This window comes from Sodalis sp. RH16 (genome assembly GCF_047324245.1).
Lineage (GTDB): Bacteria > Pseudomonadota > Gammaproteobacteria > Enterobacterales > Enterobacteriaceae > Acerihabitans > Acerihabitans ligni.
The window spans coordinates 1,921,482-1,940,122 of record NZ_CP178737.1; the positions used below are offsets into that span (position 1 = coordinate 1,921,482).

16 protein-coding genes are annotated in these 18,641 nt (G+C 54.7%); 3 read left to right on the forward strand and 13 right to left on the reverse strand.

Going from position 1 to position 18,641, the window contains the following annotated elements; genetic code table 11:
* Window positions 1-73: 73 nt before the first annotated feature.
* Window positions 74-1,909 carry an ABC transporter ATP-binding protein gene (locus ACL2XJ_RS08700; protein WP_413726248.1) on the forward strand — a complete coding sequence of 612 codons (1,836 nt, stop codon included), beginning with the start codon at window positions 74-76 and terminating at the stop codon, window positions 1,907-1,909.
* Between the two features lie 23 nt (window positions 1,910-1,932).
* On the opposite strand, the gene ACL2XJ_RS08705 is transcribed toward ACL2XJ_RS08700, so the two are convergent.
* Window positions 1,933-3,054, reverse strand: a complete 1,122-nt coding sequence (locus tag ACL2XJ_RS08705) for a GNAT family N-acetyltransferase (RefSeq protein ID WP_413726249.1) — start codon at window positions 3,052-3,054, stop codon at window positions 1,933-1,935.
* A gap of 241 nt (window positions 3,055-3,295) precedes the next feature.
* Between ACL2XJ_RS08705 and ACL2XJ_RS08710 the strand changes: the two genes are divergently transcribed.
* Complete coding sequence (locus ACL2XJ_RS08710; RefSeq protein ID WP_413726250.1) at window positions 3,296-4,651, forward strand: cation:proton antiporter; 1,356 nt, start codon at window positions 3,296-3,298, stop codon at window positions 4,649-4,651.
* 216 nt (window positions 4,652-4,867) lie between these two features.
* On the opposite strand, the gene ACL2XJ_RS08715 is transcribed toward ACL2XJ_RS08710, so the two are convergent.
* The 9 genes from ACL2XJ_RS08715 to ACL2XJ_RS08755 form a co-directional block, all read right to left on the reverse strand.
* A complete protein-coding gene (locus tag ACL2XJ_RS08715) occupies window positions 4,868-5,608 on the reverse strand; it encodes a hypothetical protein (protein ID WP_413726251.1) in 741 nt (246 codons plus the stop codon).
* Window positions 5,609-5,633: 25 nt separating this feature from the next.
* A complete protein-coding gene (locus ACL2XJ_RS08720) occupies window positions 5,634-5,864 on the reverse strand; it encodes a hypothetical protein (RefSeq protein ID WP_413726252.1) in 231 nt (76 codons plus the stop codon).
* A 372-nt stretch (window positions 5,865-6,236) separates the two neighbouring features.
* On the reverse strand, window positions 6,237-7,256 hold the full coding sequence (locus ACL2XJ_RS08725) for an Ig-like domain-containing protein (RefSeq protein WP_413726253.1): 1,020 nt from the start codon (window positions 7,254-7,256) through the stop codon (window positions 6,237-6,239).
* 576 nt (window positions 7,257-7,832) lie between these two features.
* Window positions 7,833-8,762 (reverse strand): Ig-like domain-containing protein, encoded by a 930-nt coding sequence (locus ACL2XJ_RS08730; protein ID WP_413726254.1) that lies wholly within the window; start codon window positions 8,760-8,762, stop codon window positions 7,833-7,835.
* 136 nt (window positions 8,763-8,898) lie between these two features.
* Entirely contained in the window at window positions 8,899-9,816 is a 918-nt protein-coding gene (locus ACL2XJ_RS08735; RefSeq protein ID WP_413726255.1) for an Ig-like domain-containing protein, read from the reverse strand.
* A gap of 468 nt (window positions 9,817-10,284) precedes the next feature.
* On the reverse strand, window positions 10,285-11,637 hold the full coding sequence (gorA, locus tag ACL2XJ_RS08740; protein ID WP_413726256.1) for a glutathione-disulfide reductase: 1,353 nt from the start codon (window positions 11,635-11,637) through the stop codon (window positions 10,285-10,287).
* A gap of 186 nt (window positions 11,638-11,823) precedes the next feature.
* Entirely contained in the window at window positions 11,824-12,666 is an 843-nt protein-coding gene (locus ACL2XJ_RS08745) for a 23S rRNA (adenine(2030)-N(6))-methyltransferase RlmJ (protein ID WP_132923960.1), read from the reverse strand.
* Between the two features lie 213 nt (window positions 12,667-12,879).
* Entirely contained in the window at window positions 12,880-13,350 is a 471-nt protein-coding gene (locus ACL2XJ_RS08750; protein WP_413726257.1) for an RES family NAD+ phosphorylase, read from the reverse strand.
* A complete protein-coding gene (locus ACL2XJ_RS08755; RefSeq protein ID WP_413726258.1) occupies window positions 13,347-13,793 on the reverse strand; it encodes an antitoxin Xre/MbcA/ParS toxin-binding domain-containing protein in 447 nt (148 codons plus the stop codon). The genes ACL2XJ_RS08750 and ACL2XJ_RS08755 overlap by 4 nt, the downstream gene beginning before the upstream one ends.
* Window positions 13,794-14,020: 227 nt before the next feature.
* Between ACL2XJ_RS08755 and ACL2XJ_RS08760 the strand changes: the two genes are divergently transcribed.
* Window positions 14,021-14,545, forward strand: a complete 525-nt coding sequence (locus tag ACL2XJ_RS08760; protein ID WP_413726259.1) for a universal stress protein — start codon at window positions 14,021-14,023, stop codon at window positions 14,543-14,545.
* Between the two features lie 158 nt (window positions 14,546-14,703).
* Here ACL2XJ_RS08760 and ACL2XJ_RS08765 read toward each other — a convergent pair whose 3' ends face one another.
* The 3 genes from ACL2XJ_RS08765 to ACL2XJ_RS08775 form a co-directional block, all read right to left on the reverse strand.
* Window positions 14,704-16,320 carry a rhodanese-like domain-containing protein gene (locus ACL2XJ_RS08765; protein WP_413726260.1) on the reverse strand — a complete coding sequence of 539 codons (1,617 nt, stop codon included), beginning with the start codon at window positions 16,318-16,320 and terminating at the stop codon, window positions 14,704-14,706.
* A gap of 233 nt (window positions 16,321-16,553) precedes the next feature.
* Complete coding sequence (locus tag ACL2XJ_RS08770; RefSeq protein ID WP_413726261.1) at window positions 16,554-17,699, reverse strand: LLM class flavin-dependent oxidoreductase; 1,146 nt, start codon at window positions 17,697-17,699, stop codon at window positions 16,554-16,556.
* A 19-nt stretch (window positions 17,700-17,718) separates the two neighbouring features.
* Window positions 17,719-18,639 (reverse strand): class II aldolase/adducin family protein, encoded by a 921-nt coding sequence (locus ACL2XJ_RS08775; protein WP_413726262.1) that lies wholly within the window; start codon window positions 18,637-18,639, stop codon window positions 17,719-17,721.
* Window positions 18,640-18,641: the final 2 nt, after the last annotated feature.

An 18,641-nucleotide genomic window follows, 5' to 3' on the forward strand; every position in this document is an offset into this window, starting at 1 on the left:
TAAGCTACCTTTTTCAGGAGCGTTTTATCTGGGCCGGGATAGCCCTTTTCTCCGAGTAAATTAAGGGGCTTTTATGCTGTTCCGCCGTTTTGAAAGCATGATCGATATTTTCCAGGAATCCCCCGCGTCCGCGCCGCCGGATCGGGTTTTACCCTTCTATGTGTATTATCTGCGCCAGGTGTGGCCTAGCTTCGCCGCTCTCCTGGTGGTGGGGCTTATCGGGGCGTTGATCGAGGTGGCGTTATTTCCTTACCTCAGCCGTCTTATCGACCTGGCGCAAAGCAGTGGTTCAGGTCAACGTTTCTTCAGCGAACACGGGCACGAACTGCTGTGGATGGCGGTGGAGATACTTATCCTGCGGCCGATTTTTTTGACACTGCACGATTTGCTGGTACACCAGACCATCAATCCCGGCATGACGAGCATGATCCGCTGGCAGAATCATAATTATGTCCTCAGGCAGAGCCTGGGGTTTTTCCAAAACGATTTCGCCGGCCGTATCGCCCAGCGCATTATGCAAACCGGCAATTCATTGCGTGATTCGGCGGTGCAGGCGGTGGACGCTTTATGGCATGTGCTGATCTACGCCGTCAGTTCGCTGGTGCTGTTCGCCGAAGCCGACTGGCGCCTTATGATTCCGCTGATCGTCTGGATAGTGGGCTATCTCTTTTGCCTGTATTATTTTGTGCCGCGGGTTAAATCCCGCTCGGCGGTCTCTTCCGCCGCCCGATCCCGCTTGATGGGGTGCATCGTCGACGGTTACACCAATATCGCCACGTTGAAGCTGTTCGCCCATACGGATCTCGAGCGTCAGTACGCCCGGGAAGCCATTACCGAGCAGACGGAAAAGACCCAGCTGGCGAGCCGGCTGGTGACCGGCATGGACGTCACCATTACCATCATGAACGGTCTGTTGATTGTCAGCACCACCGGGCTGGCGCTGTGGCTGTGGTCGCAGTCGTTGATAAGCGTCGGCGCCATCGCCCTGGCCACCGGCCTGGTGATTCGCCTGGTGAATATGTCCGGCTGGATCATGTGGGTGGTGAACGGTATCTTTGAAAATATCGGCATGGTGCAGGACGGTCTTAACACCATTTCGCAGCCGGTAAGCGTTACCGATCGCCCACTGGCGCCCAAACTGCAGGTGCGTGAGGGCGCGGTGAGCTTTGAAAATCTGCATTTCAATTATGGCAAGGGACGGGCGGTGATCGACGGCCTGAATCTGGCTATCCGCCCAGGTGAAAAAATCGGTCTGATTGGCCCCTCCGGCGCGGGTAAATCGACGCTGGTGAACCTGCTGCTGCGCCTGTATGACCTCAACGGCGGGCGTATCCTCATCGACGGGCAAAATATCGCCGAGGTGAGCCAGGAGAGCCTGCGGGCCGGTATCGGCATGATCACCCAGGACACGTCGCTGCTCCATCGCTCCATTCGCGAAAATCTGCTGTACGGCAGGCCCGGCGCCAGCGACGCCGAGCTGTGGCAAGCCATACACCGCGCCCGGGCCGATGAGTTTATCCCGATGCTGTCCGATGCCGAAGGGCGCACCGGCCTTGATGCCCACGTAGGGGAACGGGGCGTGAAGCTGTCCGGCGGCCAGCGCCAGCGTATCGCCATCGCCCGGGTGCTGCTCAAGGACGCGCCGATCCTGATAATGGACGAAGCCACCTCGGCGCTGGATTCGGAAGTGGAAGCGGCCATCCAGGAAAGCCTGGAAGTGCTGATGCGGGGTAAAACGGTTATCGCCATCGCGCACCGCCTCTCCACCATTGCCAAAATGGACCGGCTGGTGGTGATGAACGAAGGGCGCATCGCTGAAATCGGCAGCCATAGCGAACTGCTGAGCCGGCAGGGGCTTTATGCGCGGCTGTGGCAATACCAGACCGGCGGTTTTGTCGGCGTGGACTGACTCTTGACGCTTACTCTTGACGCTTACTCTTGACGATAGGGCAGCGCTTTACGCGCTTCTTCCGCCCAGGCGCGCACCGCGTCCCGTTCTTCGTTAAGAAACTCCGCCACCGCGGTTCGCAGCCCCGGATGGCGCAGGTAATGCCATGAGTCGGTCAGCACCGGCTCAAAGCCGCGAATCAGCTTATGTTCTCCCTGGGCGCCGGCGTCGAAGCGCGACAGACCGTGGGTGATGGCATATTCGATTCCCTGGTAGAAACAGGTTTCAAAGTGCAGGCGATCGAACTCCGCCAGGCAGCCCCAATAGCGGCCGTAAAAGGTGTCGTCGCTCACCAGACTGAACGCCATGGCAACGGGACGGTCCTGCCGGCTTGCCAGCACCACCCGGATTGCATCGGGCATCCGCTGCGCCAGCAGGCTGAAAAAATCCCGCGTCAGGTAAGGCGATTGGCCCCGCACTTCATAAGTATTGGCATAGCAGGTATAGATAAAGTCCCACTGCGCCTCGCTCACCAGTCCCCCTTCCAGCCATCTGAAATCAATGCCTTGCGCCGCCACCGCTTCGCGCTCCTTACGCATCTGCTTGCGCTTGCGCGAACTCAGGGCATCCATGAAATCCTGGAAATCCCGATAGCCGCGGTTATGCCAGTGATACTGGCAACCTAATCGATGCAGCCAGTCCGGCCGGGCCGCCAGAAGAGAACCGGCTTTGGCATCGGTGAAATTCACATGGGCGCCGGACCAGCCCTGTTCGGCCAGATAATCCGGCAGCGCATCCAGCAGTTTTGCCGCCGCCGTCTCCGCCCCCAGCACACGGGAGCCGGTTACCGGGCTGAAGGGCACCGCCCCCAGCCATTTGGGATAATACTGAATTCCGGCGCGATGGCAGGCTTCGGCCCAGCCGTGATCAAACACGTATTCTCCGCTGGAGTTTCTTTTGCGATAGCCGGGCATGGCGGCCAGGCAGCGGCCGTTTTCCCGCCACAGCAAATGATGGGGACGCCAGCCGGAAAGCGGTCCCAGGCTGCCGCTCTCTTCCAGGGTCGAGAGAAAAGCGTGCTGTAAAAAAGGCTGTCCCGCGGGGACCAGGGCATCCCACTCGCCGGCGGGTACATCGTTCAGGTGCGCCAGGGACGTCAAAGACATAACGTTGTGCTCCGGTTACATGCCGTCAACCACAGACAGTAGCCAGTTGCCGGGCGATACGCAAGACAAGGGGCACGCAGAGCCAAAAGCCGGGCGCACCCACGGGTGGAAATGTGCGTTGCTCACGGCTTAATTGTGAAAGCGGTCTCTGCCCTATCCGCTTCAGATCCAGACATAATCAGGGATCGTGGAAAAAATCGATCATACTGAAAGGAGAATAAAAACATTATCAGGAGACTCCATGGGTTTTACGGGATGGATAGCGGCCGTGGGCGGTCTGTTGTTGTTGATGTCGCTGGCCTCCGGCTGGATCCATCGCGGTCCCGTCACTTCTTTCGGGTTGTATTTGGCGGCGGGCATTGTCTGTGGTCCATGGGTCCTGAATCTGCTGCGGGTGGACGTGGCCGCCCATGCGGTGCTGATAGAGCGGGTGACCGAAATTGCCATGGCGGCTTCCCTGTTTATCACCGGTCTCAAGCTGCGGCTGCCGTTTCGCGATCCTGGCTGGCTCATGGGGGTTCGTCTGGCCTTTCCGGCCATGATCTTTACCGTGGTGGGCGTCACCGTGGCTGCTCATTTTCTGGCCGGCTTTTCCTGGCCGCTTTCCCTGGTCTTCGGCGCGATAGTGGCCCCCACCGATCCGGTGCTGGCCAGCCTAATCTCGGTCAACGATGCACGGGACGACGACAGCCTGCGGGTTTCCCTGTCCAGCGAAGCGGGCATGAACGACGGCACGGCGCTGCCGGTATTGATGCTGGCGATGCTGCTGCTTACCGCCCATCATCCGCTGTCGTTTGCCCAACTGGGCCATTGGGCGCTGGTGGATGTTCTTTGGTCGCTGCTGGGGGGGCTGGGCATCGGTTTCGGCCTGGGCCGGCTTATCGGACATTTGGCAACCCATTCCAAAATCAGCCAAAACGACACCGCCCCCAATGATTTCCTGGCCCTATCCCTGGTGGCGTTAAGCTATGCCGCGGCGCAAAGCCTGGACGCCTCGGGCTTTTTGGCCGCCTTTGCCGCCGGGGTCGGATTGCGCCGCACCGAACTGGGCATTTTTAACCGCCATCCGCCGGATCACCTGCCGGAAGAGGAGCGAGGCGGCACGGCGGAATCCCTGGTGAACCCTAACCAGCGTGAAGCTTCGGGCGCCACCGGGCCGCTGCGCTCCGTCGGCCTGGTGGTGAGCGACGCACTCTCTTTCGGCGATACCATGGAGCGACTGTTCGCCGCCGGTATCGTGATCGTGCTGGGCATCACCCTGGCCATGCATTGGGATCCCCTGGGGCTGCTGCTGGCCGCCATCCTGTTTTTGCTCATAAGGCCGGCCGCGGTTTACCTGGCGACCATCGGCAGCGGCGAGCCGCCCCTGCACCGGGCATTGATCGGCTGGCTGGGCATCCGCGGCATCGGCAGCATCAACTACATTACCTGGGCCTATAACCAGGGCCTGGCCGGCCCCGAGGCCGAACGCATGGCCAACATGGCCTTTACCCTGGTAGTGGCGAGCGTGATTGTACACGGGACTTCGGTGTCGCCCCTGCTGAACTGGCGGCAGGGTAAAATAACGGCGGAAGCGGAGCGGGAGAATAAGCAGTAATTTACCATCGATTTTGTTTTGTGGTAGTCCGGGCGCGACCAGTATCGACCTTACCCTACTTGCGGCATTGCACTTGTCCGGGCGGGATATTCGCTAATCACAGACGTTATTACTAACAGCGGATAGGCGCCTTGCATAAAAATAAAAGGGATTACCCTTGTCGCGGACGATTCCTTTGGTTTTATCTTTACCGCTCATAATAGGACGGCTTGGTTATCAAGCCGGGCCCTCATCGAAGATCTGCACGGTAATGGTTCTTGCAGTGACAACTTGATAGTATTTGGCAGAGCGGAGATCCTGACCTAAACCTGAACGTAGTGCAAGAACGGGGCTGATGCTATCAGTACTTAAATGTGTATAGTCAGATAATGCAAAACGACAATTTGTCGTATTTCTATCATATACATATCCTTCAGGACAAGCGCCCAGGTAAAGGCCTGCCGAGGGAATGCCTACAATCCTATAAACATGACCTTGAATGATATCAAGGGAACTCATAAAATCCTGAAGCCCTAAACCCATTGGAACTGCCGGTATCGGTATTACATTCGAGCCTAAATATATTCCCCTCGGAATAAAAGTGACTATGCTTGCGGCAAATACGACCCTATTGTTTACCACTTCCGCCCTGACGTTCACTTCACCGGGAGAAGAACTGGCAACATAGGCAGTATAAAGGCCGTCGAGTCCGGTGGTGACCAGCGTGGTAAGTTGGCCGGTCACAAACAATATTAGCTGCCCTGAGTAGGCTAGCCCGGCATAGGTTAAATAAAATTCCACTACGTTTGTGCTTCTGTCGTCGGCATATGCATTATTAACCACAATTCTAGATGATATTTCGTAAGTAGGAAGCGACACTGGTATAAAGCTTAACAAGCTATTGGCACTCACCGAGGTATCGGCGGCCAGGCTTGCGAAAAGCTGAATCGTTTCTGGTTCATAATTTATCGCCACCACATCGACAATGCCGCTATAATTGGTATTAGGGTGTCGGAATAATTAAAGTGGCGCTGCCGGAAACGGTAAACTCCAGCATTTGATTGGCCACCGGCAAATTCACCGGGCTGGAGAGGGTGAAGCGTACGCCATTGAGACTGAGGCCGTCCGCCGGCGCGTTATTAGCCAGAATTTGAGAGGAGAGCACATAATTGGCTAACGGCGAGACCGGACATTCCGGCGGGGTAAGTGGATAACACGCATTATTCTTTTCCATAGGTAACCTCTTAAAAAATTCTGGTCGCTGGGTCGAAATTGTTTTCGCTCATAAAGTAGAAGAAAATAACCCTGCTTGACTAGCGTGCGCGATAAGCGTTCATTTTGGAAATCTCGAAGGCATAAGGCTTCGCGTTTTAATTTTCATATGTTTTTGAAAATCATTATTTTATCAAAAAAAGAAGCAAGTTTTTATTTGAACATTCTGCTGCCAAAAAATGCTAAATAATAAACGATGCCTTAAGCAGTTGCTTTCTCTTCATACATAGCACGAAGATTTTCCCCATGATCCAAATCTTATACAACGAAAGGAAAAAGGATTATCATTTGATACGGACAACCCCCTTTCCCAAGCATTAGGCCACGATTATTATCATCCTGGGCCGTTATCATAAACAGTGATGGTAAACGTGAGATACTGTGCAAAAGCAGGCCAGACGGCGAGACGGGACCGCAGATAACTGCCCTGGCCGGATGTAAGCGCACGAACCGGGGACATGCCGCTGCCCAAATGTTCATAATCACTGCTTACGCCGGTAAGGCAACTCTGACTGCCATTGTCAAAAACGCTTCCTTCGGGACAAACAGAATAGTTAAAGGCATTAGCTGGAGATATTGTAAAAGAATAAATATGACCCTCAATGACATTGAATCCCGCCATAAATCTTTGTATGCCGGCCAGCGTCCCTGCACCCGCCTGTTGGAACGTGATCACATTTGGACCAAGACGTATTGGATAAACTATTACCGGCGTAAAGGTCACTGTCTCGGACGTAAACACCGTCCTATCGTTCTCAACTTCCGCTATGACGGTAAAGGAACCGGATTCGGCGCTGCTAAAAGAAGCGATATAAGACCCGGTGGGTGCGGTAGTGACCACCTCGCTGAATGCGCCGTTAAAATACAATCGTAATTGAGCCGAAACGCCCACGCCGCCATACGATAGAAAAAATTCTACTTCGTTTCCGCTGCTGCCATTGGCAGGCGCGTCATTGACGATAATTCTGGATGTCAACTCGTAAATCGGTACAGGACCCGTTGATGTGAATGTCAACAAGCTATTGGCGCTCACCGTCGGGTCTGCCACCAGATTTGCGAAGAGCTGAACCGTCTCAGGCTGGGTGTTTCTCGCCACCACATCAACAATGCCGTTATTATTGGTATAGGATGTCGGAATAACCAACGCGGCGCTGCCGGTGACGGAAAATTCAAGCTCTTGGTGGGCCACCGGCAAACTCGCCGGACTGGAGAGGGTGAAGCGTACGCCATTAAGACTGACGCCGTCCGCCGGCGCGTTGTTAGCTAAAATTTGTGCCGTGAGCACATAGTTGGCTAAGGGCGACACCGGGCATCCCGGCGGGGTAAGTGGATAACACTCTTTGTTATTTTCCATAGGTGACCCCTGAAAATACTGATAGCTTGGTCGAAACTGTTTTTGCTCACAAAGTGGAAGTAAACAAAAACCAATTTTTGCTAGTGTTTGCAATGGGTATTCATAGTAAAAATCTACAACGCAAAACGTTGAGCGTTTATAAATTCCGAGAATTTGCTAAATCATAAAACCTGCGAGAAAATAATCAAGTTCATAAATTGGCATACTTTTGCCAAAAAAAAACAGAGGACATTTATGCCGTTTCGACATCCATCCCTAATTTCCACGACTAAATCAAGCATTACAACCAACAGGAAATTACGCTTAATGCCTCTTTAATGAGACTGATGATGAATATTAAAACCGTTGCTCATTGGCAGCACCTCAACAGTGCGGCTAAAGCGTATGGCGTAATATGGCCGGCCCTGTAATACCGGCTAATAAACATAAAAAGAGCTCCTCGTGCCGCGGCACATTATCGTCATTGGGCAGTGTATCGGCCTGGAACGGAAATATCATATTTAACGCATTATCGTTTGCCTATCCAATAAATATTCTCCGTCCAAGCCTTGATTAAGCCCGACTATTCCACCAATATCAGTTGAACGTGATAAGGGTGGTATTTTCAGCATTGCCCGCCGAATATTCAGCAATAATGATGAAGCTACCGGTAGAAAAACTCTGTATACCAACGGTAATTTGTCCCAGGCCGTTGGTAAAGCCCACAGTTGGCGTTATAGTGGGTATCGCGGGACTGGAGCTAAAAGTCATCAAGTCGTTAGGAACGGGATTGCCGTCTATATCTCTGAGCGTATAACGAATACGATAGGTGCCCCCTGCGGGTACATTGATATCAAGAGGTTCGGCCGAAATGGTATGGGTAATGGGGGTGGAGAAACTGACCACGGTGTAATTATAGACCGTGGGCTGGCCATCCAAAACGGCCCTGACTTCCACCGCATCCGGTACACCGCTGCGTAAAGAAACCCGTGCCTGCCCCGAGGCGTTGGTGGTATCAAAAGTGTTATACAAACTTCCAGAACCACGGACTATTGAAAAGTTTAGCACCCTGCCCGGGACGGGCTGGTCGGTTGTAAAATCCTGCAATGTATATTGTATGACATTACTATCATAATCATTCGCCGCAGCGTAATTGCTTTCGACACTGGCGATAATGCCTAACCCGGTTATTTCTTCAGCACTTTCGAAAGTGGAGTAGCTTACCGCGGACATCCCGTCGAATTTGCAACTCACGGCCACGGTTTCTTGCCGGCAGTCGGTAAAATACACTGCCGCCTGACCCCGGCTATCCGTTATTGCGCTGGTTTGTTGAGCGCCATCGCAGAATGCGGCGCTGCCTGATAGCCAGAAGGTAACTTGACGTCCGCACAGCGGTTGCCCGTGACTATAGAGCGTCGCTATGGCATTATTTCTGTCTCTTCCGTCAGCCTTTGCTGTAGCGGAAGAGATTAAGGTAACATAGTAATCTCTTTGAGGAGCATGATTAGGCGGATATTGATTTTGCATAAAGTACCTCCGGCAAATATTCTGTTTTTTTAACTATAAAAATAATATTGCTAATCTTTACTAAAATTGTATCCATTAATTTATTTGAACCTTCCGGCATAATTAAACTGTGCTATCCCTGGAATAAATATTGTCTCTAATTAAAAGTCACTCTGGTAAAGTTTTCCGTACCAAGTCCCGAAGCTAATAAAGCCGTAATTGTCACTATCCCACTCATTCGGTTGGTTAATGCTAGGGTAACGTAGCCATTTAAATCAGTAATCCCCGAGGATGGAGATAGCGCCGCGCCGTTGGTGGCGCTGAAATCGAGCCTGGCGTTGGCCACCGGCAAATCGCCGGCCAGGGTTCTGACCTGATAGCGTATCCGGTTAACTCCCAGACCATTTCCCTGCGCCTTGTCCGCTTGTACCTCGGCCGAAATGAGTTGTGTCAGCACGGCGCCGAAAAAGGTGAGCCTGATATGGCTGTAAACGGCAATCGGATCGGATGCAAGAACGGTATGCACCGTGACGGTTCCCGGCGTGCTGCTGAAGACGCGCAGTTGGGTATGCCCGTTGCCATCAGTGGTATCCGACACAGGCGGCACAAGCGTGGCGCTGCCATCGACGCTGTATTGCAACAAGCGGCCGGGAGCACCTACGCCCGCCGGAGTAATTAGCCAGTAATCAATGATATGTGGGATTCCGCTGCCGGCCACAATGTTTGCGGTGCTCACCTCGGCTTCTAGTAACAAGGCGTTATTGGAAACTTCCACCAGAACAGTCTCGGATGACGTCGTATTGCCGAAACGGTCCTCTATGATATAAGAGACTAAATATCTTCCTATGGGGGCGAAGACTGCCGGTATGCGGATCACGATGGGAAAGCTTGGATTATAATCTGCTACGGTGTACTGTCCTCTACCTATAAAATTCCACAATACCGTTATCTGGTCTAAGGGCGCAGGATTGGTATAAGCTGGAATCAGGACTATCACGGCTCCATCATTCGTAACGCTTTGGATGGGTATTATGCCATCGACCGTTTGTGGAAAAATAGGATCCGCGAGTGCCATAGTTTTACCTTGTTTTAAATAAAATCCGTTAAATCAATGAAAGTATGACTTATGCTTTAAGGTTATGCATTGAACAATAGAATATATATAAAGGCTCACTCAAATAAGCAAGGTTAATATGCGCCATCGTTCTGCTAAAAAAGGCTAACGTATCGGACTATTGAAGTTTTTACCGCAGATGGGGGGATAAAATCAAAAATATCCAAAAACGGCATTGTGAATGCTAATTTTTGTCATCTGATTATTAATGGAATTGTGGTATTTGATGCTGTAATAATAAAATGTATTATCAGACCACGCGTTGTACCTTTTAAAAGGTTAGAATGCTTTTCAATTCATTCGTCAACTAGCCCACTTTCTTTAAGGAACTGCTGCAAGGTACAAATATTGAATTGAACACAGCCCCTCCCATGATCGGTCGGGGCATCGGCCGCTATCACTGTCGTCCTGCGGTATTGCTAACGCTGCTTATCGCATGGTCACCAATTCTTCCGCCGCCGTGGGATGGATGGCCACGGTATTATCAAAATCGCGCTTGGTGGCGCCCATTTTGATCGCCACGGCAAAACCCTGCAGTATTTCATCCATGCCCAAGCCGATGCCGTGCAGTCCGACGATTTTTTCATCCGGCCCGACGCACACCAGCTTCATGCGGCAAGGCTGGCGATGATCGGTGACGGCGGTATACATGGAGGTAAAGCCGGTTTTATAGATTTTGACCTCTTTCTCGCCGTATTTCGCCAGCGCCTCCGGTTCGGTCAAGCCGATGGTGCCGATGGGGGGATGGCTGAACACCACGGTGGGAATCAGGTTGTAATCCAGGTGTTCTTCCGGCTTGCCGTTGAACAGGCGTTCGGACAGACGGCGGCCCGCCGCCACCGCTACCGGCGTCAATTCCACCGCGCCGGTATTGTCGCCGACGGCGTAAATTCCCGGGACGTTGGTGTTCTGGTATTTATCCACCCGGATATAGCCGTTGCTGTCGGTTTCCACGCCGGCGGCGGCCAGGTTCAGGTTGTCGGTGGAGGGTTCCCGGCCGATGGCCCAAATCAGCGCATCAACAATAAATTCGCCGCCGTTTTCCAAGGTCAGCGTCAGGCTGCCGTCGCTGTTTTTGACGATGGATTCCGGTATGGATCCGGTATGCAGGGTAGGGCCTTCCGCGTTCATGATCTCCACCAGGGTATCGATAATCAGCGGGTCGAAGGTACGCAGCGGCGCATGTTTGCGCACGAACAGGTGCGTTTCCGCCCCCAATGCGTTCAGCACTCCGGCGAGTTCCACCGCGATATAACCGGCGCCCACCACCGCCACCCGCCGGGGCATGGCATCCAGGGCAAAAAAGCCGTCTGAATCGATGCCGTATTCCTCGCCGACGATATCGATGTGGCTGGGACGGCCCCCGGTGGCAATCAGGATATGATCGGCGGTAATGCGTTCGCCGTTGACTTCAACGGTATGGGCGTCCACAAAGCGGGCGAAACCTTCGATAACATCTACTTTGTTATTGCCCAGCACCCGTTCATAGGATTGATGGATGCGGTCAATATACGCGCTGCGGCTTTTGACCAAAGTCCCCCAGTCGAGACGGTTGATGGTGGTGTCAAAACCGTAATCGGGGCCGTACAGTTTTATCGCCTCGGCAATCTGTGCCGCATGCCACATGATTTTTTTCGGGACGCAGCCGACATTGACACAGGTACCACCGAGATATTTGGCTTCAATCAGGGCGCATTTCTGGCCGTACATCGCCGCACGGTTAATGGAGGCGATGCCGCCGCTGCCGGCGCCAATAGCAAGGTAATCGTAATGTCTGGTCATCGGATCTTCCCTATGTTCATATCAATGGGCACAAGTTTAACCCGCAAAGGTAAATTGTCGCAAAGATTGCATCAATCCCTCCAATAGGCGAAACGGCTATACCGGGTTTATCCCGGCCCGGCCTGGATGACTCCGGGGATTTATTGCTGGATTCGTCGGCTAAAACAGGATTGGTCAGGATAGGGATCACTCCGGCGCCACCCAGCGCACCAGGGTATGGCCGATTCCCTCGGGCACCAGCGCCTGATGAATCCAGGGCAATAATTCATTCATCTGTTGTTCCAGCATCCAGGGGGGATTAATCACGATCATGCCCGATGCGGTCATGCCCCGTTGATCGCTGTCAGGGCGCAGCGCCAGCTCGATCTGCAAAATCCGGCGGATGCCGGTCTTCTCCAGCCCGGCCAGGATGCGTTTCACATTCTGACGCAGCACAACCGGATACCACAGGGCATAGACGCCGGTGGCGAAGCGTTTATAGCCCTCCTGGATGCCGGCCACCACGTCCTGATAGTCCGTTTTCATTTCATAAGGCGGGTCGATGAGTATCACGCCGCGCCGCGACGGCGGCGGCAGCTGGGATTTCAACTGCTGGTAGCCGTCGGCGCGCAGCACCTCGGCACGGGGGTCTTTTTGGAATTCGCTGCGCAGCAGCGGGTAATCGCTGGAGTGCAGTTCCGTCAGGTGCAGGCGATCGTGCTCCCGCAGCAATTGGCGGGCAATCAGCGGCGAACCGGGATAATAACGCAAGGTACCGCTGCGATTGTAGTGATTGATAACCGTCAGATACGGTTCCAGCAGCGCCGGACAATCTTCCCGCTGCCAGATACGGGCGATACCTTCGCGATATTCGCCGGTGCGTTCGGCCCGGTCGCTGTTGAGCAGATAGCGCCCGGCGCCGGCATGGGTATCCAGATAGAGAAAGGGCTTATCCTTCTCCTTCATGGCGGCCAGGATCAGGCTCAGTACCGTGTGCTTGAGCACATCGGCGTGATTGCCGGCGTGAAAACTGTGGCGATAACTTAACATTTATTTATATCCAATTGGAATTTATCGATTTTATTATAATTAGCATTTTCTTCATTTGTTGCTTTCACAAAAGACCGCGCTGGTACAAAACGGAGAAAGGATCACCGACCATAGTAATGGTATCAGACAGTTTATGGCTTCATTGACATTCCATAGACGATGGAGAGTAAAAAAACCGAGGAAATAAATGCACCTTGAGTTTCAGATACCGATTTAATCCTCTTGTTTTATTAAACGACCATCAAATGAAAAATCAACTTCTTTAACTGATCGCAATGCCTGCCGAAAATCAGTGTGTAGAGGATTTAAAATAGCATTGTTTTCTTGTGGAATAATGCATGAAGGAATTATTAAAGCAATACCTTCAATTGAGTCAAGCCAACCTGTTCCCAAGTCCATGGTGGAAAACGGAGCCGGATCCTCTCTCCAGTCATCAGGCAAATAAGCATTTTCGAGGTATTCAACCTGATCATCGGGCAACTCGATACTGAAAAGGGAGTACTGATTCAGTAGGCTATCATGAATTGAATGCACAAGAATTTCCAATGAGGCCAGAGCGATGGTGGTAGATACATAAACAGCCGCACTGCCTTTGTGATTCCATCTCCCTCCATAAATACTCGCGCCATAACCCGTCCATGCTTCCGCCGCATGGATTTTTTGTGTAAGCCTGTAAAAAATCATGAATAGACGCCGTGCTCAAGCCTGCCAATCAAATCAAGGACCTCAAGCGCACCACTCTCAGTGGAAAGAAGCGAGACCGGTGTTACATTTCCCAAGCCCTTTACGGGGCTTCTCAACCAGGTATAGGCATCGGGTTTATTACCGCCAAAAAGATGTACGCTTGCGTCCATCACCCGCACAAGCCGGGCGATACGTTCACTTTCATCGGGTGAAAAAGCCGTTCCTGTACTTTTACGCCTGGCCACGTTTCTTTCATTTATGCCGGCAATCCGCAGAATATCGGCCTTAGACATGTCTGACCATTTATGAATACTGTCAAGCACGTCAACCGGCAGGCCAATTTTCAGCACATTGGTCAACTCACGGCCTCTGCTGACGGGCAGACCGGCAAATTTCCACAAAGCATTATGTTGTGGTTCATGGGACGGAATATAAGCTCTCATGGCAATCTCTTCAGCAGACATTTGTCATGGGATAGTATAGACAATTGTCAGATGGGTATAAAGCACTATTTATGCGTATTTTGCCAACGCACCTGCAACTTGAGGTATGACGGGTATATACACAGTGAATGGCATCGTTTTGGGTCAGTCACCTCATTCCGGCAATGTTACAAAACCCCGGCGGGGCGAGATGCGTATCCGCCGCCCAACTGGTATGCTGGGGAAGTATGCCGGTTTACCCGCTGGCGGATGCCGACGGCGGGATTAAAGCCGTCTCTATTACCGCTATGAAATCACGGGAGGCAGCCATGGCTGCGATTAAACAGGTTTTGATAGCCTATGATGATTCTGACTGCGCCAAACAGGCGCTGGGATTTGCCTGCGAATTTGTCAGGCGTTTCGACGCCAGGTTACATATTGTTTCCGTCTGCCAATTGCCGCAATTCGGCAGCGGAACCGCGACGGAAATGATTATCGAAAATGCGCGAGGGATATATGGGAAATTCTTCGACGGCTTGAAAGATAATCCCGCTTACCGGGATATGGATCTGGTGAAGCAAATGGAAATCGGTAACCCGGCGGAAATGATCCTGCATTATGCGGAAAGCCACAAAATAGACCACATTATCGTCGGCCATCGCGGTTTTTCCAATATTGAACGCTGGTTAATGGGATCGGTGGCGCGACAGATTATCGACAACGCAGGCTGCCCGGTCACCGTGATCCGGGAATCCTCTTATTCAGCACAATAATAACAAAGCGGCATTCGGCTGATAAAAACGGCGAACGCCGGACTGATAGTTTGCCGGTGTATGGAAAGAGTCGGGCTGAATGACACGCCGGCGGTGTGGAAAAACTCGCCGGTATGTCACGTGCCGATTAACCGTTTTCAAACGACACGCTGCTTCCATCAATGGTCATTGGACGGGCCGCCTGCATCCCCATCGGCTATCCCCAGCGTGAAATGGGCCTTGGCGGGATCCCCCACCTGGCGCGGCAGGTCCGCTTCCCAGGCCAGATAGGCGGCGCTGGCGGCGGCATTGCCCTCATGGCGATCGTGCAGCCAAAATAAAAAATCGATTTGCTGAGCAACGGCAGGGGTTTGCGAACTGCTGTGCAGTTCCAGTCCGGCGGCCAGCCAATCCTGCCGTTTACCCTCAACCGCCGTGGCGTTGAAACCCGCGTCGCTCAAATCCAGGACCACCCCTTGCGCCAGCGCCGGATCTTCGGCGAATACCAGGATGTCCCGGGCATTGCCGGCGACGGCAGGCAGGTTATCCAGCCGCGAGCGGTTTACCCAGTGGGTGCCGGCGGGATGATACCGGCGATAGTCCCAGCTGCGGTCGGCGGAGAGTCCGATGGCGCCGTTCAGAAGCCGTTGCCCCACGGCGGCGGCGTTTATCCGCGGGACGGTAGGCGGCGCAAGGAGACGGGACGGCGGGCGAATACCCTCGTCAATGCCTGCCAGCACATAGCATTGCCAGCCAAGCTGTATAAGCCAATGGGCAGTGGTGGCGGCCCGGACGCCGTCATTGTCGTTGAGCACAATTCGACTACCCCGCGTGCCCACCCATTTATCCAGCGCCTGAACCAGCTGCCCTCCCGGCACCCAGCGGGCGTCGGCCCGGTGGCCACGCCGGTATTCGTCGTCATGGCGGACATCAAACACGTAGGTGGTGCGCTTTTCATCCCCTTGCCACTGGCGGAGGGTGGCCGCATCAATGTGCGGTACATGGTAGCGCCGGGCCAGTTTTGCCGCTCGTTGCCGGGACGATTGGGCGGCGGTATCGCTTTGGGCCTGAAAGTAGCGATTGCCGTCCCGGACGGTGGCGAAATCCGCCAGCCGCCAGCCTTGGGTGCCGCCGGACAGCGCCACTACCCGATTGGGGACGCCGGCGTTTATCAGGGTTTGCGCGCCGATAATGCCGCGGGTTCGGCCGGCGCAGGAAACCACCACCAGGGTCTGCGGCGAGGGGACCAGATCGTCGAAGCGGTAAAGCAGTTCGGCGCTGGGCACGGATATGGCGCTCGGTACATGGAAGCGGTCGTACTCCTCCACCGTCCGGCTGTCCAAAAGAACGTAATCCCCCTGCTGTTCAATCAGGCGCGCCAGCGCGTCGGCTTCGATGGCCGGCGTCCGGTAATGATGTTCGACGAATTCGGCAAACGCCTTGTACGGCACATTCACGCCTTTGAACAGCGGCAGGCCGGCCTGTTCCCAGGCGCCTATCCCTCCCTCCAGGATGTGAATGTCCGAATAGCCCAGGGCCGACAGTCGTCCCGCGGCCCGTTCGCCCCCTCGGGTATCTTCCGCCAGCAGCACCGTGCGGGTATCGGCGCGGGGGACCAGCGCGGGGAACTGGCTTTCCAGCAGGCTGTAAGGCACGTTCACCGCCAGCAGAGGATGGCTGTCGCCATACAGCCCCTCTTCCCTGATATCGATAAAGGCCAGCTCTTCGCCGTCTTCAAGCCAATTAAGCAGATCGGACAGGGGGACGGCCGATCCGTAATCATTATATTTAGTCATAAGTAGCCCATTGATAGCCGTCATCTTTCACGTGGCAGCCGTGTTGGCCGCCTATACCCGTCATATTTTAAGTTGCAGGTGCGTTGGCAATACTCGGCTCATCCTTGGGCCTCGCCCCTTCGGGGCCGCTGTAAGCAGCGTTCAAATCTGCTTCAGGCAGATTTGTCGCTGCGTTGCCGCCTTCCTGCAACTCGAACTATTTAGGGTATAGTGAAGTTAAATAATTAAAAAACTTACAGACGCAGGCCCGCTTGTTTAAGCAGCGGCAGGATGCGTTCGCCGAAGTAAGCCAGTTCCGGTTCATAGTCCACAAAGCAGAGCTGCAGCCCGTCGCAGCCGATGGCCTTGAGGCGCAGTATTTGCCCGGTTATCTGTTCCGGCGTGCCCACCAGCTGGATATTGCCCCCCACGATGCGCTCATCACGCTGGTGGCCGCGCCAGGAACGGCTGTCGCCGGTGGCATGGGTATGGAAGAAGCCGTCCACCGCGCCATGGTCGGCCTGCCGGAGGATCTCCTGATAAACCCCATGGGCTTCTGCCTCGGTATCCCGGGCGATAATCATCGGATTCACCAGAATGCGGACGTTGCGGCCGATGGCCGCCGCCGCTTCCCGCACCTGGCGGGTGATGCCCGGCAGCGCCTCGATGGCCGCGTCGAAAGAGGCGCCGGCCGGGCTGGTGACGAATATCAAATCCGCCTGGCGCACCGCCTGGGCGATGCCGGCGGCGGAGCTGGTGGCGCTGACGATAATCGGCCGGCCATAGCGGGGTTTAGGCGTGACGAAGGCCTTGCTCAGCGTCCATTGTGCGCTGTGGTAGTCAAGATCCTCTTCGCCGGCCCACAGCTGTTGCAGCAGGGAGACATACTCATCCGCCAGCTCATAGCGGCGGTCGTGGTCGGGCTGCTGTTGGCCGAACATGGACCATTCATCTTTGCGAAAACCGGTAACGACGTTGAGCCCCCAGCGGCCGCCGGACATATGGTCAAGGGTGGCGCCGAACTTGGCCAAATGCAGCGGATGCCAAGGACCGTAGAAAATATGCACGGTGGAGATCAGCAAAATGCGCTCCGTCACCGCCGCCAGCCCCGCCGCCGCCATCAGCGTGTCTAGGGCGGTTTCGCGATAGCGTATCTCGCCGCCGAAACCCCCCTTGGACAACCAGTGGGCCGGTCCGAACACCAGATCGAATCCCAGGGCTTCGGCTTGGCGGGTCAGCGCCGCGTTGTAATCGAAGGTCCAGTCGGTGGCCCGCGGATAGGCGGACATGGTCCAGCCGCCGTTATGTATGGGTAAAAACAGCCCGAGTATCAGCGGTTGATCCAGCACTTTCCCCAGCGGACTGTCAGGGGGAAGCGGCGGTAAAACGGGGTAAGGCATAGGCCACCTCAAAATGTACTTAATCGCGATAATCGGGTTCGCGCCGGTCCAGCAGCCGCCTTAACGCTTCAAAATGCAGCTGATAGCCGGGTTTGTATTGTTCTCCCGGCGAATTGTGCAGGGGAGTGTTGTGGATTTGATCCTGCACCTTGTCCACCTGGGCCGGGCTTAAGCCCCGCAGGCGCTGGCCGGTCCACAGGGCGAACAGCTGGACCCGGGCGGCCCGTTCCAGGGTATAAAGGCGATCGTAGGCCTCGGCGGCGGAGCGGCCGGTCACCAGCACGCCGTGGTTGCCCATAAAAAGAATGGTTTTTTCACCCAGTATTGTCGCCAGGCGCTCCCCTTCCGCCGGATCGCGGGCCAGGCCGTCGTAGGCGTCATCGTAGGCAATCTGATCGAGCAATAATGCCTCCGTCTGGCCGAGAGCCAGCAGGTGCTGGCTCTCCAGCCGGGTCAGCGCGCCGGCATAGGGCATATGGGTATGGAATACCGCCTGGTGCTTGGCATGGGCGGCATGTATCGGCGCGTGAATGCAATACGCCGAGCGTTGGATAATGCCTTCCCCCGCCAGGAGCCTGCCGTCGAAACCGATGGTCATCAGCTGGCTGGCCTGGATTTCCGACCAATGCAGGCCGAACGGCGGCAGCAGAAAACGATCGTTGGTGCCCGGCACAGCCAGGGTGAAATGATTGTAGATACCTTCGCTGAAATCGTGCCAAACCGCGAGCCGGTGCGCGGCGGCCAGATCCCGCCTGGCCTCCAGCCTCGGCTGCTCATCGGCATCATCGGCGAAATCCCCTCCGGCCTCCGGCCGCGCCTGCTCGGCGGCAACCCCGGGGGCGCCCTGCCGTGACGACGGGCGGGTAGCATTGTCCGTGGCGGTTGCGGCGGTAAAAGGCTCGGTTTGTTCACGCGGGTCCTGTGGGTAGAAAGCGGTCATGA

Coding starts and splice junctions, on each gene's coding strand:
- ACL2XJ_RS08700 (WP_413726248.1), top strand. CDS start 74: ATGCTGTTCCGCCGTTTTGAAAGCATGATCGATATTTTCCAGGAATCC.
- ACL2XJ_RS08705 (WP_413726249.1), bottom strand. CDS start 3,054: ATGTCTTTGACGTCCCTGGCGCACCTGAACGATGTACCCGCCGGCGAG.
- ACL2XJ_RS08710 (WP_413726250.1), top strand. CDS start 3,296: ATGGGTTTTACGGGATGGATAGCGGCCGTGGGCGGTCTGTTGTTGTTG.
- ACL2XJ_RS08720 (WP_413726252.1), bottom strand. CDS start 5,864: ATGGAAAAGAATAATGCGTGTTATCCACTTACCCCGCCGGAATGTCCG.
- ACL2XJ_RS08725 (WP_413726253.1), bottom strand. CDS start 7,256: ATGGAAAATAACAAAGAGTGTTATCCACTTACCCCGCCGGGATGCCCG.
- ACL2XJ_RS08730 (WP_413726254.1), bottom strand. CDS start 8,762: ATGCAAAATCAATATCCGCCTAATCATGCTCCTCAAAGAGATTACTAT.
- ACL2XJ_RS08735 (WP_413726255.1), bottom strand. CDS start 9,816: ATGGCACTCGCGGATCCTATTTTTCCACAAACGGTCGATGGCATAATA.
- gorA (WP_413726256.1), bottom strand. CDS start 11,637: ATGACCAGACATTACGATTACCTTGCTATTGGCGCCGGCAGCGGCGGC.
- ACL2XJ_RS08745 (WP_132923960.1), bottom strand. CDS start 12,666: ATGTTAAGTTATCGCCACAGTTTTCACGCCGGCAATCACGCCGATGTG.
- ACL2XJ_RS08750 (WP_413726257.1), bottom strand. CDS start 13,350: ATGATTTTTTACAGGCTTACACAAAAAATCCATGCGGCGGAAGCATGG.
- ACL2XJ_RS08755 (WP_413726258.1), bottom strand. CDS start 13,793: ATGAGAGCTTATATTCCGTCCCATGAACCACAACATAATGCTTTGTGG.
- ACL2XJ_RS08760 (WP_413726259.1), top strand. CDS start 14,021: ATGCCGGTTTACCCGCTGGCGGATGCCGACGGCGGGATTAAAGCCGTC.
- ACL2XJ_RS08765 (WP_413726260.1), bottom strand. CDS start 16,320: ATGACTAAATATAATGATTACGGATCGGCCGTCCCCCTGTCCGATCTG.
- ACL2XJ_RS08770 (WP_413726261.1), bottom strand. CDS start 17,699: ATGCCTTACCCCGTTTTACCGCCGCTTCCCCCTGACAGTCCGCTGGGG.
- ACL2XJ_RS08775 (WP_413726262.1), bottom strand. CDS start 18,639: ATGACCGCTTTCTACCCACAGGACCCGCGTGAACAAACCGAGCCTTTT.